Source organism: Micromonospora arida, from assembly GCF_003857035.1.
Lineage (GTDB): Bacteria > Actinomycetota > Actinomycetes > Mycobacteriales > Micromonosporaceae > Micromonospora > Micromonospora arida.
This window is the reverse complement of record NZ_QGSY01000175.1, coordinates 18,745-38,238: the sequence shown is the minus strand read 5'-3', so window position 1 is coordinate 38,238 and position 19,494 is coordinate 18,745. Positions and strand designations below refer to the sequence as shown.

The window sequence follows — 19,494 nt, the reverse complement described above, 5'->3', positions numbered from 1 at the left end:
ACCCTTCCCCCGCCCACGCCATCGCTGAATCTCGCCGCAGACGAGCCCTCCCGAGGCCTGGAAGCCACCACCACCTCAGGAGGAGTTTCATGAGAAGAAGAAGAGTGACCAACGCCGCCCTGGTGTCGGCCGGTGCCGTCCTGCTGGCGTCGGCAGCGGTCGCCGTGGCGATGCCAGCGGGGGCCGCAGCCGCCGGCTGTTCAGTGAAGTACAGCGTGTCGTCGCAGTGGCAGGGCGGCTTCGGCGCCAACGTCACCATCACCAATCTCGGTGACGCGGTGACGAATTGGACGCTGACCTGGAACTACAACGCCGGACAGACCGTCACGCAGGCGTGGAACACGACGCTGACGCAGAGCGGCACCGCGGTCACCGCCAGGAACGTCAGCTACAACGGGGCCATCCCGACCAACGGGACGGTGTCGTTCGGCTTCAACGGATCCTGGACCGGCAGCAACCCCGATCCCACCACCTTCGCGTTGAACGGGGTGGGCTGCACCGGTGGCACCGAGCCGACTCCGCCGCCGACGACTCCGCCGCCGACCGACCCACCGCCCACGACTCCGCCGCCGAACGGGCCGGCGGACGTCACCGTGAACAGCGCGACCAGGTACCAGACGGTCGACGGGTTCGGGGCCGCGCAGTCGATCTGGGGTAGCGCCTGGTCGACGACGGACACCCAGACGTTGGTCGGGATGGGTGCCAACCAGTTGGGGCTGTCGATCGTGCGGACCGGGTTGTCGCCAGTGTCCAGCGAGTGGGCGACGCACGTGAACTCGTTGAAGACGGCGAAGTCGTACGGGTCCAACGTGAAGATCCTCGCCTCGCCCTGGACCGCGCCGGCGGCGTGGAAGACCAACAACAGCCGGGTCAACGGCGGCAAGCTGAAGACCGACTACTACGACGACTACGCCAACCATCTGAACAGCTACGTGCAGTACATGCGTGGCCAGGGCGTACCCATCGATGTCACGTCGGTGCAGAACGAGCCGGACTGGCACCCGGACTACGACTCGATGGACTGGAGCGGCACCGAGCTGCGCACCTTCGTCCGCGACCAGGGCAGCAAGGTGCAGAACACCAAGCTGATGGTGGCCGAGGCGGTCAACATGAACTACGGCTACACCGATCCGACCCTCAACGACGCGTCCGCCCGCAACAACATCGGCTACATCGGCGGGCACCTGTACGGCACCGAGGAGTCGGGCCGACTGCGGCCGTACTCGCTGGCGGAGCAGCACAACAAGCCGGTGTGGATGACCGAGTGGAACCTGCACGCCGCCGACGGTGGCGGCTCCAACATCTGGGGCAACCCCGCCAACGCGGCGGTCTGGAACGAGACCCTCGACGACATCATGCGCACCGTGCACAAGTCGATGGAGGCCAACTGGAACGCCTACATCTGGTGGTACGGCAAGCGCTACTACTCCTTCATCGGTGACGGCGAGTCGGCGTTCGGCACCGTCGCGGGCGCTCCGCTCAAGCGCGGGTACGCCTTCTCGCAGTACGCGAAGTACGTCCGCCCCGGCTACCAGCGGGTCGCCCTGACGAAGAGCTCGAAGGCCGCACCGCTGGAGGTAACGGCCTACCAGGGGGACGGGAAGATCACCCTGGTGATCCTCAACCGCTCGAACAGCGCGGTCAACAACGCCGTGATCCAGGCCCCGCAGAACGTCAGCCGGGCCGAGCACTACCTCACCTCGCAGAACGCCAACGCGGCCAGCCAGCCGACCAGCGTGAACGGCGGCCAGGCCACCATCAACGTCGGTGCCCGCAGCATCTCCACGCTCGTCTTCACCCTCTGAACACCTCGTTCGCCCCGAGCACCATCGACTGCGCGGGAGCCCCGGCCACACGCTGGGGCTCCCGCCCGTCGGCGGGCAGCCGGTGCAGATCGTCCGCTGCTCAGGTAGCGGTCGGCGGCGCCGTGCTCTGCCGCACCACGAGCTTGGGGACGACCAGCGGCAGACGCTGCGGCACCGTGTCGTCGATGGCCTGGGTGACGGCGGTGATGGCCCGCCGACCGACCGCGTCGAAATCCTGCTGGATCGTCGTCAGCGGCGGGATGAGGTAGGGCGCCTCGGGCACGTCGTCGAATCCGACGACGGAGACGTCGTGCGGCACCCGCCGTCCACGCTCGTGCAACGCGCGCAGTACACCGATGGCCATCTGGTCGTTGGCGGCGAACACCGCGGTGGTCGCGCGCATCGCACCGATCCGCAGCCCGGCGGCGTAGCCGCTGTGCGCTCTCCAGTCCCCCTCGACCGGCTCCGGCGGGCGTAGGCCCGCCGCGCTCATCGCCTGACGCCAACCTTCGAGGCGAGCGCGGGCCTCCGCCCAGTTGAGCGGACCGCTCACATGCACGATCTCCCGATGCCCGAGGTCGAGGAGGTGCTCGGTGGCCATCCGGGCGCCGAGCACCTGGTCGACGCCGACGGTCACGCTGGCCCTGGACAGATCGCCCTCCACGACGACGAAGGGGACACCCGAGCGCGTCATCCGGACCACCTCGAGGGCCTCGTCGTTGCCGGCGATCATGACGACGCCCTCCACGCCGACGCGCATGAGGTGTTCGGTGGCGTCGCTGAGCGCCCGTACCGTCACCTCGGAGAGGCTCACCGAGGTGGCGAAGTAGCCGGCCGCGCGGGCGGCGTCCTCGACGCTGCGGTGGATGCTCGTCGGACCGAACAGCGTCCTGGCCGTGCCGATGATGCCGATCATCCCGGACCGTCCGCGCACCAGCGCGCGGGCGGCCGTGTTGGGGCGGTAGTCGAGCCGTCGGATCGCCTCGAGGACCCGCTCCCGCGTCTCGCGCCTGATGCTGGGGGCCCCGTTGATGACCCGGGACACCGTCTGGTGTGACACGCCCGCCAGGCGAGCGACGTCGGCCATGACCGGTGGCCGGTCGGCCGCTGTCACAGCGGCCTTTGCGTGAACTCGCACTGGCGGGCCGTCCGTTCTTCCGTGGAATCAGTTCTTCGTGGGCCTCGTCCGTCGGTGGCCGTCAGTGTGAGTGACGGGGCACCGCACTGCCGCTGCCACCTACCAGAAAGTCGAGGTCCGCGCCGCTGTCGGCCTGGAGCACGTGTTCGCTGTAGAGCCGCACCCAGCCCCGGTCGGCCACCGGCTTCGGCGGTTGCCAGCCGGAGCGGCGTTGGGCCAGCTCCGCGTCGTCGACCAGGAGGTCCAGACGGCGCGTCGCGACGTCGACGGCGACCAGGTCACCGGTGCGTACCAGCGCGAGCGGACCACCCACTGACGCCTCCGGTGCCACGTGCAGGATGCAGGTGCCGTAGCCGGTGCCGCTCATCCGAGCGTCGGAGATCCGCACCATGTCCGTGATGCCGTCGGCGAGCAACCGTCGTGGCATGGGCACGTTGCCCACCTCCGGGAACCCGGGGTAGCCCCGTGGGCCGGCGTTGCGGACGACGATCACCGTGTCGGGGGTGACGTCGAGGTCCGGATCGTCGGCGGCGACGACGTACTCCTCGATCCGGTCGAAGACGAGCGCCGGGCCGGTGTGCGTGAGGAGGTGGGCGGAGGCGGCGGAGACCTTCAGCACCGCCCCGGACGGGGCGAGCGAGCCGCGCAGCACCACGGTGCCCGAGCCGGCGGGCTGGAACGGCTCCTCCATGGTGCCGATGACGTCCCGGTTCCAGCACTGGGCGCCGTCGACGTTCTCCGCCACGCTCCTGCCGCTGACGGTGACGTGGTCCATGTGCAGCAGCGGGGCGAGCTCCTTCATCACCACCGGAAGGCCGCCGGCGTAGGCGAAGTCCTCCATCAGGTACGTCCCGGACGGCATGAGGTTGACGAGCATGGGCACGTCGGCGGTGAGGGTGTCGAAGTCCTCCAGCGACAGGGGGACGCCGAGGCGTCCGGCGATCGCGAGCAGGTGCACGACCGCGTTGGTGGAGCCGCCGATGGCGGCGTTGACCCGGACGGCATTCTCGAACGCCTGCCTGGTGAGCACCGAGGACAGCCGTTGATCCTGTTCGACCATGGCGACGATCCGGCGTCCGGCGGCGTGCGCGAGCGCGTACCGCCGGGAGTCGACCGCCGGCACGGCGGCCGCCCCCGGCAGTTGCACGCCCAGCGCCTCGGTCACACAGGCCATCGTGGAGGCGGTACCCATTGTCATGCAGTGGCCTCGGCTCCGGGACATGCCGACCTCCGCCTCGGAGCAGTCGGCCGCGGTCATCCGACCGGCCCGCATCTCCTCGGTGAAGCGCCAGACGACGGTGCCCGAGCCGATGTCCTGGCCACGGAACTTGCCGTTGAGCATCGGGCCGCCGGTCAACATCAGGGTCGGCAGGTCGACGCTCGCCGCTCCCATCAGCAGGCCGGGGGTGGTCTTGTCACAGCCGGAGAGCAGGACCACCCCGTCGAGCGGGTTGGCGCGGACCGACTCCTCCAGCTCCATCGCCAGCAGGTTGCGGTAGAGCATTGTCGTGGGTCGCATCAGCGGCTCGCCCAGGCTCATCGCCGGGAACTCCAGCGGCAGGCCCCCGCTCTCCCACACGCCCCGCTTCACCGACTCGGCGAGGTCGCGCAGGTGGGCGTTGCAGGGTGTCAGCTCCGACCAGGTGGTGGCGATACCGATCACCGGGCGACCGTCGAAGACGTCGTCCGCGAACCCCTGGTTGCGCATCCAGGACCGATGGATGAACCCGTTGCGGCCTTCCGCACCGAACCACTCCCCGCTGCGCAGCGGTCGATTCGTCGTCGACATCAGCACACCTCTCTGTCATCCGTCCGGCCGCGTTCTGCGCGGCGATCAATGCGCGTGTGGTGGATTGGCTGGTGGCGTCGGCGCGGCCTACCGCAGACCTCCGACGGAGAGGCCGCCGCGCCAGTGTCGTTGCAGGCTGAAGAACGCGATGATCAGCGGGATCACGGACACCAGGGAACCCAGGATGATGAGGCTCCACAGCGAGGTGGTTCCCGCGTTGTTCGCGGACGCGATTCCCTGCCAGAGGCCAAGACCGACGGTGACCGGGAAGAGCCGGTTGTCGGAGAGCATGGCCAGCGGCAGGAAGTAGTTGTTCCAGGACGCCACCGCCGACAGCAGCAGCACGGTGACCACCGCGGGACGCATCAGCGGAAGAGCGATCTGGAAGAACGTCCGCAGCTCCCCCGCACCGTCGACCCGCGCCGCGTCCAGGAGTTCGTCGGGCACCGCGTCGCGCGCGTACACGTGCATCAGGTAGACCCCGAACGGGTTGAGCAGCGACGGGAGGATCACCGCCCAGACCGTGTTCGTCAGGCCGAGCCGGGAGAACATGATGAAGGTCGGGATGACCAGAGCGGTGGCGGGCACCATCAGCGCGCCGAGCACGACGGCGAAGCTGAAGCGTCGGGCGGCGAACCGGTACTTGGCGAACCCGTAGCCCGCCATCACCGCCAGGACGGTGGCGCCGACGCCGCCGGCGATGGCGTAGAGCGTGGAGTTGAGCATCCACCGCAGATAGATGCCACCGTCGTAGGTGAAGAGCTGCCGGAGGTTGCCGAGGTAGTCGATCTGGTCGCTGAACCAGAGGGTGTTGCCGCCGCCGAACAGGCCCGGTGCGTCCTTGGAGCTGTTGACGATGACCCACCAGAACGGTACGAGGAAGTAGATCACCAGGAAGCCGAGCAGGATCTGCATCGGGAGATAGCGCTGCGATCGGCGGGCGCCGGCGCGGACGCTGGTGTGGTCGGTCATCAGAGGAAGCTCCTCCGCTTGCGGGTGAAGAACAGGAAGGCGTACACGCAGATGAACACGACGCCGCCGAGGGCGAAGGAGATCGCCGACCCGTAGTTGAAGTTGGCGAGCGAGAACGCCTGTTGGTACGCGTACATGTTCGGTGTGAAGTCCGAGCCGATGGTGCCCGCGGCGAGGTATCGCAGGATCTGCGGTTCGTTGAAGAACTGCAGGGTGCCGATGAGCGAGAAGACCAGGATGAGGATCAGGGCGGGCGCGATCAGCGGGATCTTGATGCGCGTCGCGATCTGCCACCGCCCGGCGCCGTCCATCCGGGCCGCCTCGTAGAGCGTCGGGTCGACGCCCTGCAACGCCGCGTACAGGATGATCATGTAGTAGCCGGCCCACTGCCAGGTGACGACGTTGAGCAGCCCGTAGAAGATCAGGTCGCTGCTCAGGAAGTCGGGTGCGGTGGCGCCGAACAGCCCGAAGATGTCGGTGAGCGGGCCGAAGCCCCTGCTGTAGAGGAACCCCCACATCACGGCCCCGATGACGGTGGGGATCGCGTACGGAAGAAAGATCATGAGGCGGGAGAAGCGAGCGAACGCCGTGGTCACCGCGTCCAGGATGAGGGCCAGCGCGAGCGCGATGAGGATCTGCACCGGGATCGAGACCAGCGAGAAGCGGATGACGAACCACACCCCGGACAGGAAGCTCGGGTCGGTGAACGCCTTCACGTAGTTGTCGAAGAGAACGAAGCTGGTGCCGCCGATCAGCTTCTTCTGAAAGAGACTGAGGTACAGCGCGTACGCCAGGGGCGCGATGAGGAACGCCAGGAACACGATCCCGAACGGCCCGACGAAGAGCCATCCCATCAGGTGCTCGCGAAGGTGTACCTTGCCACGGATCGTGCGCGTCGCAGGCTGTGTACGCGCTGCGCGCTTCTCGGTCAGAGATGTCATCTTGGTCTCCGGGACGTGGACGCTGAGGGGGGAGGGTGGGCCGGCCGCGCAGTGCCGGCGCGGCCCACCCATCCGGTCACTGAACGGTGAAGCCTTGTTCCTTGGCGTACTTCGCCACGTCCTCCTGGAGCCGGTCGGCAGCCTGCGAACCGGTGACGGAGCCCTTGATGATCTCGCTGACCTGTTTCTCCATGGCGTCGAGGTAGTACTGACCGAAGGGGGCGTACGCGACGCCCTTGTAGGCCTCGGCGGCGGGAAGGTAGACCTCCTTGTTCGCCTGCTGGCCGTTGAAGAACGCCACCTTCAGGTCGACGAACGCGGGATCCTTGAGCGCCGTGAGGTTCAGCGGGAAGATGATCTGGTTGGTCCAGCCGTCGGTGAGCGACTCCTTGTCGGCGTAGAGCCCGTAGGCGACCTTCGCGGCCAGCTCCGGCTTCTTCGCCTGCTTGGTCACCGAGAACGCCGACCCGCCCCAGTTCACCTGCACCGGGTTGGCCGAGTCCCACTGCGGCAGCGGCGCCACAGCGAACTTGCCGGTGTCCTGGCCCTTGCCGACGCCCGCGCCGGTGAGGTAGCCGGGTGCCCAGGCCGCCGAGATGTACGTCGCGTAGTTGCCGTTGATCACGCCGGTGATGTACTCCGGGGTGAACTGGTTCTGCGTGCCGACCAGGCCCTTCTTGGCCAGGCCTCCCCAGTAGTCCAGCACGTCCTTGGACGCCTGGTCGTTGAGCTTCACACCGATCGCCTTCGGCTGCGCCGGATCGAAGGTGAAGGGCGTGGCGCCCTTCTGGATCTGGAGCGCCATCAGGACCGCCGGGACGTTCGCGCCGAAGTCCCCGAAGAGCGGACCGCCGGCGTCCTTGACCTTCTGCGCGGCCTGCTCGTACTCGGCCCAGGTCTTCGGCGGGGTGACCTTGTACTTGTCGAAGATGTCCTTGCGGTAGATCATGCCCATCGGGCCGCCGTCGACCGGGACGCCGTAGACCGCGTCACCGACCGACACGTCCTTCCATGCGCCCTCGCCGTAGTTGGCCTTGACCGCGTCGAAGCCGTACTGCTTGATGTCGACGAGCGCGCCCTGGATCTGGAAGGTCGGGATGCGGTCCGCCTCGACCATGATCACGTCGGGCGCCCCGGTGCCCGCCGAGATGGCGGTCTGGAACTTGTCGTACTCGTCCCCGCCCTGCCCGACGTTGGTCCAGCAGACCTGCACATCGTCGTGCTGCTTGTTGAAGTTGTCGACGACGAGTTGGGTGTTGGGGTACCAGCCCCACATCGTCACGACCGGCACGTTCTGCTTGGTGATGGTGTTCGTGCAATTGCTCGCGTCGCTGCCGCCCTCGTCGGAGGAGCAGGCGACGAGGCCGGTCCCCGCCGCGAGCATGGCTACCGTGGCGAGTATTCGTCTTCTCTTCATTGAGATGGTTCCCTTCGGCGATGGCGGTGCACTGCATCCATGCGTCGGCGGGCGCCACCGGGGCCAGGAAGCCCTGCTCCCGGTGGCGTCGCCGGCGAAGGCTCCTAGCGCTTGAACAGACGGGGCGCCAGGTCGATGAGGTTCTTCTGCCACACGTCCCAGCCGTGCGGCCCGGGGGTGACCCCGTCGAACTCGTAGCGGATACCGAGGTTGTCCAACGTGGTCAGCGATGCCATGAAGCTCGGGTACACGAAGTCGGTCTGGTCACCGACGTAGAGGCGCAGCATCTTGGTGCCGTTGTTGATCGCCGCCACGTCGACGCCGGTGCCACTGCCGAAACCGGCCGAGAACGCGGCGACGTAGGCGAACTCGCCCGGGTAGGCCCGCAGCACCCCGAACGCCTGCCCGCCGCCCATCGACAGGCCGGCGAGGGCCTGCTGCGACGGATCACTGGAGATGTTGTAGCGGGCACGGGCCGTCGGAACGATGTTCTCCCGCAACTCGCTGTTGAAGTTCGACGAGTTGCCGTTGCCCATCACGACGACCATCGGCGTGAGGTCGCCGTCGAGGAACTGATGGTCGAGGATCTGCTTGGCGCGGCCCATCTCGACCCAGTCCGTGTAGTTCTGGCCGCCGCCGTGCTGGAGGTAGAGGACGGGGTACGGCTGCGCCCTGCCGGGGTCGTACCCGGGTGGGGTCCACACCAGCGCGGTGCGGTCCTGGCCGGCCACCGTGCTGGTGTAGGTCATGCTCTCGACCTTCCCGCCACGACCGGCGGGTACGTCCGACAGCAGTCGGGCACCCGGCCCGGGGATGAGGAAGGTGCTCCACATCGGCTCGGTGGTGACCTTCGTCGGGTTCGAGGTGTCCTTGACCGCGACCCGGTCCACGATCAGCCGGTAGTAGTAGAACCAGGGCTTCAGTGGGCCCACAGTTGCCCGCCACCGGTCACCGTCGCGGGTCAGTGGCAGTCGCAGCCAGCTGCCGCCCGGCGCAACGTTCGCCCAGACCGTGACGTGCTGAGCGTCAGTGAAGTCCGTGGTGGTCTCGAAGGTGACGAACCCGTCCTCGGTGACGAAGGGCGTCGGGGTGGTGCCGGCCGGCGGCGGAGTGAACTCCCGCTTGAGCGGCTGGTGACCGGGGCTCGGCCCGTGGTCGGCCACGTGCCGGAACAACCGCGGCACGAAGTCGACGAGGTTCTCCTGCCAGGTGGTCCAGGTTGCGCCGCCGTCCGGGTTGACCCCGTCGAACTCGAACCGGACGTCGGCTCGGCCCAACGCCTTGGTCAGGCGGTAGGTGGTGTTGTACGCGGGATCGGTGACGTTGCCCGTGTACAGGCGGAGCAGCTTGACGCCGTGGTTGATCGCCTTGGCGTCCTTCCGGTCGATCTCCGGAGCCGACGTGCCCGAGAACCAACCGACGTAACCGAACTGACCCGGCTTGGTGAGCGCGGCCCGGAGCGCCTGCGTGCCGCCGTCGGACACACCCGCGATCGCCTGGTGCGCCGGATCGCGAAGGACCCGGTAGTTGTCGGTGACCGCCTTCCGGAGGTCCTTCAACTCCTTGCCGTCCGAAGCGTTGGCGTTGTTGATCACCACCACCATCGGGCTCATGGCGCCGGCGGCCGAGAGGTTGTCGAGGATCTGCTTGGATCGGCCGAGGTCGAGCCAGTCGGTGGCGGCGAAACCGTCACCCGACTGCAGGAAGAGCGCCGGGTATCCCTTCGGGCCCTTGGCCGCGTAACCCGGCGGCGTCCAGACCACTGCGGAGCGCTGCGCGTTCCTCGCCCGATAGGTCAGCGTCTCGATCTTTCCGCCGGTGCCGGCTGGCGCGTCGAGCAGCCACCGTGCCGAGTCACCCGCGACGAGGAAGGTGCTCAGGAGCGGGTCGGACGCGACACTGGTGCTGTTCGTCGGATCCTTGATGGTTTTGGTGTCGTCGGCCGTGAACTGGTAGTTGTACAGCCCGGGCTCCAACGCGCCGAGAACACCCGACCACACGTCACCCCGACGGGTCAGACCGAACTCCGCCCAGCTGGCCGACGGACCGAAGTTTCCCTCGACGACGACCTGCGAGACGGTGCCCAGGTTCTCCTGGACGTACGCCGCCGGGACGGCGAACGTGGCGTAGCGGTCCGCGGAGACGTTCAGCCACGGCGTGTCCGCCGCGGCTGGTTGCGGCGCGATGAGCACGGCCGCGGCGGCGATGACCCCGACGGTGAACGCCGCCGAGAGCCGCCGGCGTACGCCCAGACGGCGTAAACGCCCGTGATACTGTTCGGTAACCACACTCCACTCCCTCCATGCGCCGGCAGCGGATGCGACCCGTCTGACCGGCCCAACTCAACGGTGGATCTGGCCGTGCGTGCTGCGTGCACCTCCTTCAGGCTGCTGCCACCGGCACACCTGCCTTGATCGCTGTGTCGGGAGCGATCAGGCTCGCGCGCCAATGGGCTGATGTCATGGTCGTGCCGCGCTCTTCGGTGGTGCGGTCGAGTCGCGCACGACGAGGCTGGTCGGAAGCACGATCTGGCTCGGCTCGTCCCACTCGCCGGTCACCAGTGACTTCAGCATCCGCGCGGCTTCGTACCCGAGCTGATACATCGACTGGTCCACAGTGGTCAGACTCGGCTGGGTCGACGCCGACTCGGGGATGTTGTCGAACCCCACCACGGACAGGTCCCCCGGCACCGAGAACCCCAGTTCCCTGGCGACCTCCAGAACCTTGAGGGCCATCCCGTCGCTCGCCGCGAAGATCGCCGATGGCGGGTCCGGTCGTTGCAGCAGGACGCGCGCCAGCGGAGTTGCCGACTCGGGGTTGAAATCTCCCCGGCCGATCAGCGTCGGGTCGACCGGAACCCCGGCGGCGGCCAGCGCGGCCCGGTAGCCCTCCTCCCGGGACCAGGCCGAGGCCAGGCTGTCGCGGCCGGCGATGAACCCGATGCGCCGATGGCCCAGGCCGAGCAGGTGCTCGACCGCAGTGGTGGCGCCCGCGAGGTTGTCGGAAACCACCGAGGGTGCCGTCGAGCCCCGCACCGGGTCGATGGCCACGACCGGCGTCCGGCTCCGGATGTCACCCCAGGGCGTGACGACGATGCACCCGTCGGTGAGGGTGCCCGACAGGCGGGTCAGGTGCCGCTGCTCCCAACCCTCCGAATACGACCCGTAGAGGTCGCTGTTGGCGTAGATGATCAGATCGAAGCCCGAGCGGCTCAGTGCCTTCATGACGCCCTTGAGCACTTCCGCCGTGTACGACTGGAAGCTGTGCGCCACGAGGCCCAGAACGTTGGTGCGGCTGCGCCGGAGGCTGGTGGCCACCAGGCTCGACTCGTAGCCGAGCTGCTCGATGGCGGAACGCACCTGAGCGACTGTGCGAGCGCTGACGCCGTAATGCCCGTTGACGACGCGCGAGACGGTGGCGGTGGAAACGCCAGCAGCTCGGGCGACATCACTCATTGTTACCGGCGCATTGACTTCAATCATGCCGCTCTCTCTGGACTGCAATCGTTATCGGTTACGTTTCCAGGATGTTGCCAACGTAACTGAGAACGATTACGAACACAAGACCTCTCGGTCCTTACCCGACTGTCCAACAGAACGTCCTACTTGGATGATCGCAAGGGCGCGATTGACCTGTGGACGCCGTTGCGAATAACGCAATCGGGATCCTCTGCCGAGGTCGAAGTGGGGCCCGATTTCAGCGCCGGTGCCACCCGTTGGCAACAGGACGGCACGCTCCGTCAAGAGCCATTCCCCGGATCCGGGTGAACGCTCACAGCTGCCGAACTTCGGCCGTCCCGGTAAAGACCCCGTCGACGGGCGCGGTCGCATCCGTGTAGGTCGCCTCGGTCTTCGGCTCAACAGTGGTCACCCGGTCACCCCAATCACCGCGACAAGCTGGTCTTTCGGCCTCGTCGGTCACCCGCCTGGCCGCGCGCTGGGCGGCATGGTCCTGGGGCCCTGTCGGCCGGACATTGATCCAGGCACCGTGTTCCCTTACGTAAACGTAATCGGTAACGTTTACATAGATCGAGAACGTAGACGAAGACGATCACCTTGTCCAGAGCTCACACTGCCTCCACCACCCCTCGGTCCCGGCGCTCGGGCAGTGCTGCCCGCGTCTGACCTGCACGAAGGGAGCCAGCCCTGAACACCCACCTCGACAGCGCGCCGGAGAACGGCGTGAACACGGCCCGCCTGACCCTGGACCCCCGCCGACGCGTCGCTCCGGTGCCACGTCGACTCTTCGGCTCGTTCGTCGAGCACCTGGGTCGCTGCGTCTACACCGGAATCTACGAGCCGGGGCACCCGACGGCCGACGCCGACGGCTTCCGGGCCGACGTCCTCGCGCTGGTGCGGGAGTTGGGCGTCACCACGGTCCGCTATCCCGGCGGCAACTTCGTCTCCTCCTACCGCTGGGAGGACGGCGTTGGCCCGGTCGACGAACGACCGGCGAGGCTCGACCTCGCCTGGCACAGCCTGGAGACCAACGCGTTCGGGCTCGACGAGTTCATGCGGTGGGTCGGCAAGGCCGGTGTGGATCCGATCATGGCGGTCAACCTCGGCACCCGTGGCACCGCCGAGGCCGTCGACCTGCTCGAGTACGCCAATCACCGCGGTGGGAGCCACCTCGCCGACCAGCGCCGCGACAACGGCGCTGTCGATCCGTACGGGATCAAGCTGTGGTGCCTGGGCAACGAGATGGACGGCCCGTGGCAGGTGGGTCAGCGCAGCGCGACCGAGTACGGGCGGCTCGCGGCGCAGACCGCGAAGGCCATGCGCCGCTTCGATCCCGACCTCGAACTCGTCGCCTGCGGCTCCTCCCACCTCGGCATGCCGACCTTCGGCAGCTGGGAGCGCGACGTGCTGACCGAGGCGTACGACGACGTGGACCTGATCTCGCTGCACGCGTACTACCAGCCGGTCGACGACGACCTGGCCAGCTTCCTCGCCTCGGCCGAGGACATGGACAGGTACATCGACGCCGTCACCGCCATCGCCGACTCGGTCGGAGCGATCCGTCGGTCGACCAAGAAGATCATGATCGCGTTCGACGAGTGGAACGTCTGGTACCAGTCCGCCGCCCCGTCCACACCGCCGAGCGGCGAGGACTGGCCGGTCGCGCCGCCGCTGCTGGAGGACCACTACAGCGTGGCCGACGCGGTCGTCGTCGGCGGCCTGCTCATCAGCCTGCTGCGGCACAGCGACCGGGTGAGCGCGGCCTGCCAGGCCCAACTGGTCAACGTCATCGCACCGATCATGACCGAGGTGGGCGGCTCGGCCTGGCGACAGACCATCTTCCACCCCTTCGCCCGCACCGCCCGGCACGCTCAGGGCACCGTGTTGGACGTGCTGCGCGAGGGCAGCACGACGACCACCGGCCGCTACGGTGAGATCGACGCGGTCGACGCGGTGTCCACCTGGGACGACACCACCGGGGAGATGACCGTCTTTCTCGTCAACCGCGCCCTCGAAACCCCGGCCGAAGTGACCATCGACGTCGCCGGCGCCCAGGTCAGCGACATCATCGAGTGCGTCACCGTCGGCGGCACCGACCTGCACGCCAAGAACACGGCCGACGGTCCGGACCACGCCGCCCCGCGTTCCAACGGCACGGCACGCGGCGCCGACGCCAGCGTCCAGCTCACTCTTCCGCCGGCGTCCTGGACCATGCTGCGCCTGCGCGCCACCGACACGACCCCGTGATCGGCTGACGAACGGTCCCGGACGTGCCCCGGCCGCGCACACCCTGACTTCACCAGGGGCGCGCGGCCGGGGCTTCCCCACCACAGGGAGTACGGGGTCCAGCCCGGGACTACCGGGCGTCGACCGGATCGCTGCGGGAGTCGTTGAAGAGCTTGTCGCCCTGGTAGCGGGCGACCACCGGTGCGTTCAGCTCACCGTGGACGGTCTTCTTCAGCCGGGCGACACCGTGGTGCACCGGGGCCGACCCGAGGTGCGTGTCACCCGCGTAGAAGTCGACAGTGCCGGAGGGTGCCGACGTGCTGGTGCTGACCGTGCCGACCGTCGCGGTGGCGGTGACCTTCGTGTGGTGCGACAGGCCCGCCGGTGACGTGGTGACGTCGAGATCGGTGGTGGTGGCCCGGAACGTCAGGGTGCGCAGGTAGTGGTTCAGCAGCGGACGCCACACGTGCCAGGTGTGCACGCCCGGCACGTTGTACTCGTCCAGCTCGACGCCGGCGGCCCGCAGGGCGGCGGCGTTGCGCTGCGAGTTCTCGGCGATGTTGCCCAGCCGGTCCTGCAGCCCGGTGCCGATCATGATGCCGCCGGCCACCGACTTCATGCTGTCGACCTGGGCCTGGGTGGCTGCCGGGCCGCCCGCGCTCCAGGCCGCGTGGTAGCCGAACAGGTCGGTGTGGTTGTACATGATCGTGTACGCCCGGCTGCCACCTGCGGAGAAGCCGGCGAACGCGCGGTCCTGCGCCCGGGTCGAGACACGGTAGTTCTGCTCGACGAACGGGAAGATGTTGTTCCGCAGTTCGTCGACGTAGCCCTCGTTGCCACCGGGGAGGCCGTTGAAGTCGGTGGACACGATCACCATGGGCTGCGCCGCCCGGTCCTTGATGGCGTTCTCCAGGATGAGGTGGGCCACGCCCTGCATCGTCCAGGCGGTCGAGTGGTCGCCGCTGCCGTGGCTCAGGTAGAGGGTCGGGTACGGCGTGGCCCGGTTGGGGTCGTAGCCGTGCGGCAGGTAGACGACGATGTCGTGGACTCCCGCCGGGTTGGTCGACAGCGGCGAGGTGTACCGCCGGGACTCCAGCCGGCCGACCTTGGCGACCGGCGCCTGGTAACCGGTGTCGTACGTCGGGAACTTCCTGCTGGTCGGGACGTAGATCGTGCTGCGTACCGCGCCGGGCGCTCCGGGGTACTGCGGCTGGATCTGCCACCGGTTGGCCGGGTCGTCGTACAGGGCACAGCCGGTGGCGAGCTCGTTGGCGCAGTCGTGGGTGAACGCGTAGCGGAAGGTGCCCGCCGGCAGCGGAGTGGTGAAGGTCCACACCCCGTCGGGGCCCTTCCGCATGGCCTGGATGTGCCACGGGGTGGCGGCCACGTCGCCGGGCTGCCACTCGGCCGGCGGCCGCGCGTCGCCGCAGTCCTGGCAGGTGATGGTCTCCGGGCGGGAGTAGAACCAGTCGCCGTAGACGTGGACCTGCTGGACACCCTCGGGCGCCCGGTACCGGAAGGTGACCGTGTATCCGGTCGGGGGCTTGTCGGTGCGGGTGACGGTCGGGCCCAGCGGCGCGGGCGGTGCCGCCGAGGCCGCCGGGGCGGCGAGCGTTCCGGCCGTCACGGTGACGGCGGCGAGCAGCGCGAGCATCAGCCGGCGTGTCGGTGTCGGCCTCGGGGGACGGGGAGGTGCGACGGGCATGTTCCTGCTCCCTCTTCGGCGTGTGGTCAGACCGCACCGAGCGGCCGACCGACCATTCGATGGTGAGGTGAAGGGATACCAGTGACGAGCGATGCAGCCATGCGAGCGCTAACATCGTTCCCTGTCGAAAACAGAACCATGAATTGCATTGACGGTCAAGACGGAAATCGGAGCGGAGAATCGCGTCCAAACAATTCGGGCGCGCTTCAGCGGCACCAGGACAACTGGCGCGCGAATTCTCTGTCGGGTCAATTTCGTCAAGGAATTCGTGCGCCAGTCTCAGGTGGCCGGAAACGCGCCCGGAAGAGACCGGCAGACGCGGTTATTCAACCGCTGGCCGCAACCTCCCGTCGACTCGCCGGGAGATGACGGTGTACTCGTCGCGCAACTCCTCGGGGAGGACCCAGGCCGGGGCGTCCTGCCACGCCAGCGGGCGGAGGAACCGTCGGATCGACGTGGCGCCCACCGACGTGTGCACGGCGTTGGTCGACGGCCACGGTCCACCGTGGTGCTGGGCCCACGACACCCGGACACCGGTGGGGTAGCCGTCGAAGACGATGCGACCCGCGCGGGCGGCGAGCACGTCGACCAGTCGGCGAACGACGTCGACGTCGTCGTCCTGCCCGCGGTGAAGCGAGCCGGTCAGCGACGGCGGGACGGTGGCCAGCGCGGCGTCGAGGTCGGCGGCGTCGTCGTAGCGGACCACGATCAGGAGCGGGCCGAAGCACTCGTCGGCGATCTCGGCGGTCAGGCCGGCGAGGCCGACCTCCAGGAGGGTCGGGGCCACTGTGAAGCCCGCGCCGGGTTCGACAGTGGGCCGCGCCGACACCCGGGCGCCGGCCCGCTCGAACTCGGTGGACCGGTTCTCGTACGCGTCCCGGATGCGCTCGTTGAGCAGGACCGTGCCGCCCGACGCGTCGACTCTCGCCCGCAGCGCCTCGACCAGGCCGTCGCCACCCGGATCCGACGGAACGAACGCCAGGCCGGGCTTGGTGCACAACTGACCGCCCGAGTTCGTGAAGGAGCCGAACAGCCCCTCGGCGATCTGGTCTGCTCGGGTGGCGGCCGCGTCGGGCAGGACGACGATCGGGTTCACGCTGCTCAGTTCGGCGTACAGGGGAATAGGGTCGGGTCGTTCGTCGATGGCCTCCTGAATGGCACGGGCGGCGTTGACCGAGCCGGTCAGGGCGGCCGCGCTCACCGCCGGCGACCGAGAACGCGAACGGGAAGTTGCTGGCCCCGAAGACCGCGACCGGTCCGAGGGGTACGAGCATCCGCCGCAGGTCCGGTCCCGGTCCGAGTGGTGTGTCGGCGGCGTGGTCGATGGCGGCCTCGACGTACGCTCCGTCGCGCAGCACATCGCCGAACATCCGGAACTGGACCGCCGCCCGGGTGAGTTCCCCGTCGAGTCGCGCATGACTCAGCCCGGTTTCCGCCTCCGCGGCAGCGACCAGATCCTCCCTGCGGGACTCCAGCGACGCTGCGATCGCGTCCAGCAGCTCCGCGCGGCCGAGCCTCCCGCGCGCGGCCAGCCACTGCGCCGCCGCCGACGTCTGACCGGCGATCACCTCCAGCCGGGACTCGTCGGTCTCGGTGAGATCCGTCGCGCGACTCTTACCGTCGCGCGGATCGACAGTGTTGACCACGTTCACAGCAGTCCTCTCCTTACCAGATTGCCCATGAGATCGCGGACGCCGAAGTGCCAGGGCTCGCACTCCTCCGCGTGCCGCACCCGGTTGACCAGGGTGCCGAGCGCTGGGCAGCTGATCCGTACCACGTCGTCGACCTTGTGGGTGAAGCCCTCACCAGGGCGGTCCCGGTCCTGGATGGGCGCGAACATGGTGCCGAGCATCAGGGCGGCGCCGTCGGGATAGTGGTGGTGCGGCCCGATCAGCTGCCGAACCAGCTCCTCGGGATCGCGCGACATCTGGGTCATCTCCGAGACCGCCTCCAGGTGGAAACCGTCCTCGCCGCGAACCTCCAGGCGCACCGCGAGTTCGCGTACCCGATCCATGCCGAACCGGTCGTCGAAGAGCCGGATCAGGGGGCCGAGGGCGCAGGAGGCGTTGTTGTCCTTCGCCAGGGGAAGCAGGAGCGCCGAGCGGCCCTCGATGTCGCGCAGGTTCACGTCGTTGCCGAGGGTGGCGCCGACGATCCGGCCACTGGACTGGACGATGAGCGTGACCTCGGGTTCCGGGTTGTTCCAGGTCGACGCGGCGAGCACGCCGACCGGAACGGCGGTGCCGACGGCGGAGAGGATCTGTCCCTTGGTGAAGATCTCGGCGTCCGGGCCGATGCCCACCTCCAGGTACTGGCTCCACATGCCCTCGGCGACCAGCAGACTCTTGAGCCGATCCGCCTCCGGCGAGCCCGCCTCCAGGCTGTGCAGGTCGACGCCGACGTCGGCGAGCATGCGGTGCCGGATGTCCGCCGCCAGCGCCAGGTCACCCCGCGCCCGTTCCTCGATCACCCGCTCGATCATGGAAATCGGGAAGGTCACGCCAGCGGCCTTGAGCGCCTGGAGGTCGACCGGGGCGAGCAACCAGGGCCGGCTGCGGTCCCGGGTCGCGGCCCCCGTGTTGGCCAGCATCTCCCCGAAGTCGCCCACCCTCGGCCCGTCGAGCCCGGCCACCGTCGCGGCGGGATCGGGCAGCTCGCAGATGTCGCGGACGGTCGGGAACCGGTGGCTGATGTCGATGACCGCGCCGTCGCGGACGGTCACCGGTGAGGGGCCGTCGCCGGACGGGTCCCAGATCCGGCCGATGAGGACGCTGTCGGCATCGTCCGGCAACGCTTCGGCGGCGGTACCGACCCAGTCCGCGGCCGCGGCCGACCCCCGGGGCCGTGGCAGCGTCATGAGTCGCTCTCCAGGTTGAAGAAGGACCGCTCGTCGCGGGGACGGATGTCGAAGACGGCGTCCTGGAACATCCGCAGCGGGTGCGGTGTGAACGGATGCTGCTCGATTGCGGTGAGATCCACATCGATGCCCAGGCCGATCCCGGTCGGGATGAGGATGTCGCCGTCGTCGGTCAGCACCAGCCGCTCGTTGGTGATCTCGGGACGCCAGGGCACATCGGTCGCCATGATCTCGAGGTACCGGAAGTTGGGCAACGTCGCCCCGAGTTGCAGCGTCGCGGCGGTGCTGAGTGGACCACTCGGGTTGTGCGGCGCGAAGCCCACGTAGCTGGTCGCGGCGAGCGTGGAGATGAAGGCCAGCTCGGCGATGCCGCCGGCGTGCGTCACGTCGGGCTGGACGAAGTCGACCGCCTGGCGGGCCAGCGCCGGCGCGAAGCCCTGTCGCCCGTACCACCGCTCCCCCGCGGCGATCGGCACCGGCGACGCGCGACGGATGTCGACGAGCGCATCGAGGTTGTCCGGTGGGCAGGGCTCCTCGAACCACACCGGGTCGAACTGGGCGATCTCGTTGGCGACCTTGATGGCGTGGCGGACGTCGAAGCGGCCGTGCCCCTCGACGAACAGCTCCACCTCGCGGCCCACCGCCTGACGGACGGCGTCGATCTGGGCCAGCACCCGGTCCAACTGCGCGGTGGTGATGGTCAGGTCGTAGTTCTCGAACGGGTCCCACTTGAGGCCCCGGAAGCCCGACTCCACCGTCCGGCGCGCGGCGGCCGCGTAGTCCTCCGGCGTGACGGCACCGGAGAACCAACCATTCGCGTACGCCCGGACCCGGTCGCGGGTCGCGCCGCCGAGAAGCCGGGAGACCGGTACGCCGAGCTCGCGCGCCGAGATGTCCCAGAGGGCCATTTCCAGCGAGCTCAACGCCGTCATGATCACCGGCCCGCCGCGCCAGTACCAGTCCCGCGCGGTCTCGTAGAGGATCTTCGAGATGCTGGTGGGATCCAGGCCCACCACCGCCTCGGCCAGCTCGGCGATGGCACCCTGGACGGCGCGTTCCTTGCCCTCCAGGGTGGCCTCACCGAGCCCGATGATCCCCTCGTCGGTGTGGACCCGCACGATGACGAGGTTCGTACGGTAGAAGTCGACGACCAGTGTGTCGACAGAGACGATCTTCATCTTTCGGC

13 protein-coding genes and 1 pseudogene are annotated in these 19,494 nt (G+C 68.6%); 2 read left to right on the top strand and 12 right to left on the bottom strand.

What is annotated here, in order from left to right; translation table 11 throughout:
• Positions 1-89 precede the first annotated feature (89 nt).
• A complete protein-coding gene (locus DLJ58_RS15510) occupies positions 90-1,805 on the top strand; it encodes a cellulose binding domain-containing protein (protein ID WP_124857067.1) in 1,716 nt (571 codons plus the stop codon).
• A gap of 100 nt (positions 1,806-1,905) precedes the next feature.
• Here the strand turns inward: DLJ58_RS15510 and DLJ58_RS15505 are convergent, their stop codons facing one another.
• The 7 genes from DLJ58_RS15505 to DLJ58_RS15475 all read right to left on the bottom strand — a co-directional run bounded on the left by DLJ58_RS15505 (position 1,906) and on the right by DLJ58_RS15475 (position 11,517).
• Positions 1,906-2,892 (bottom strand): LacI family DNA-binding transcriptional regulator, encoded by a 987-nt coding sequence (locus DLJ58_RS15505; protein WP_124857065.1) that lies wholly within the window; start codon positions 2,890-2,892, stop codon positions 1,906-1,908.
• A 112-nt stretch (positions 2,893-3,004) separates the two neighbouring features.
• Entirely contained in the window at positions 3,005-4,732 is a 1,728-nt protein-coding gene (locus tag DLJ58_RS15500; RefSeq protein WP_124857063.1) for an IlvD/Edd family dehydratase, read from the bottom strand.
• 87 nt (positions 4,733-4,819) lie between these two features.
• Positions 4,820-5,704 (bottom strand): carbohydrate ABC transporter permease, encoded by an 885-nt coding sequence (locus DLJ58_RS15495; protein WP_124857061.1) that lies wholly within the window; start codon positions 5,702-5,704, stop codon positions 4,820-4,822.
• Positions 5,704-6,558: a carbohydrate ABC transporter permease gene (locus DLJ58_RS15490; RefSeq protein WP_244218950.1), complete on the bottom strand. Its 855-nt coding sequence runs from the start codon at positions 6,556-6,558 to the stop codon at positions 5,704-5,706. Before DLJ58_RS15490 ends, DLJ58_RS15495 begins: the two co-directional genes overlap by 1 nt.
• A 163-nt stretch (positions 6,559-6,721) precedes the next feature.
• Entirely contained in the window at positions 6,722-8,062 is a 1,341-nt protein-coding gene (locus DLJ58_RS15485; protein ID WP_124857057.1) for an ABC transporter substrate-binding protein, read from the bottom strand.
• A 104-nt stretch (positions 8,063-8,166) separates the two neighbouring features.
• Positions 8,167-10,350: an alpha/beta hydrolase gene (locus tag DLJ58_RS15480; protein WP_124857055.1), complete on the bottom strand. Its 2,184-nt coding sequence runs from the start codon at positions 10,348-10,350 to the stop codon at positions 8,167-8,169.
• A gap of 171 nt (positions 10,351-10,521) precedes the next feature.
• Entirely contained in the window at positions 10,522-11,517 is a 996-nt protein-coding gene (locus DLJ58_RS15475; RefSeq protein WP_244218958.1) for a LacI family DNA-binding transcriptional regulator, read from the bottom strand.
• A 726-nt stretch (positions 11,518-12,243) separates the two neighbouring features.
• Between DLJ58_RS15475 and arfA the strand changes: the two genes are divergently transcribed.
• Positions 12,244-13,767 (top strand): arabinosylfuranosidase ArfA, encoded by a 1,524-nt coding sequence (arfA, locus tag DLJ58_RS15470; RefSeq protein WP_124857051.1) that lies wholly within the window; start codon positions 12,244-12,246, stop codon positions 13,765-13,767.
• 109 nt (positions 13,768-13,876) lie between these two features.
• Here the strand turns inward: arfA and DLJ58_RS15465 are convergent, their stop codons facing one another.
• From DLJ58_RS15465 to DLJ58_RS15450, 5 genes and pseudogenes are all read right to left on the bottom strand, one after another.
• Complete coding sequence (locus tag DLJ58_RS15465) at positions 13,877-15,451, bottom strand: alpha/beta hydrolase-fold protein (RefSeq protein WP_124857049.1); 1,575 nt, start codon at positions 15,449-15,451, stop codon at positions 13,877-13,879.
• 322 nt (positions 15,452-15,773) lie between these two features.
• The gene (locus tag DLJ58_RS34580) at positions 15,774-16,652 is read right to left on the bottom strand and encodes an aldehyde dehydrogenase family protein (protein ID WP_244218949.1); all 879 of its coding nucleotides are present in this window, start codon (positions 16,650-16,652) and stop codon (positions 15,774-15,776) included.
• Between the two features lie 30 nt (positions 16,653-16,682).
• Positions 16,683-17,097 (bottom strand): annotated as a pseudogene (locus tag DLJ58_RS35145) (aldehyde dehydrogenase family protein); the annotation flags it as partial.
• Positions 17,098-17,099: 2 nt separating this feature from the next.
• The gene (locus DLJ58_RS15455; RefSeq protein ID WP_124857047.1) at positions 17,100-18,308 is read right to left on the bottom strand and encodes a fumarylacetoacetate hydrolase family protein; all 1,209 of its coding nucleotides are present in this window, start codon (positions 18,306-18,308) and stop codon (positions 17,100-17,102) included.
• The gene (locus tag DLJ58_RS15450; RefSeq protein ID WP_124857045.1) at positions 18,305-19,486 is read right to left on the bottom strand and encodes a mandelate racemase/muconate lactonizing enzyme family protein; all 1,182 of its coding nucleotides are present in this window, start codon (positions 19,484-19,486) and stop codon (positions 18,305-18,307) included. Before DLJ58_RS15450 ends, DLJ58_RS15455 begins: the two co-directional genes overlap by 4 nt.
• Positions 19,487-19,494: the final 8 nt, after the last annotated feature.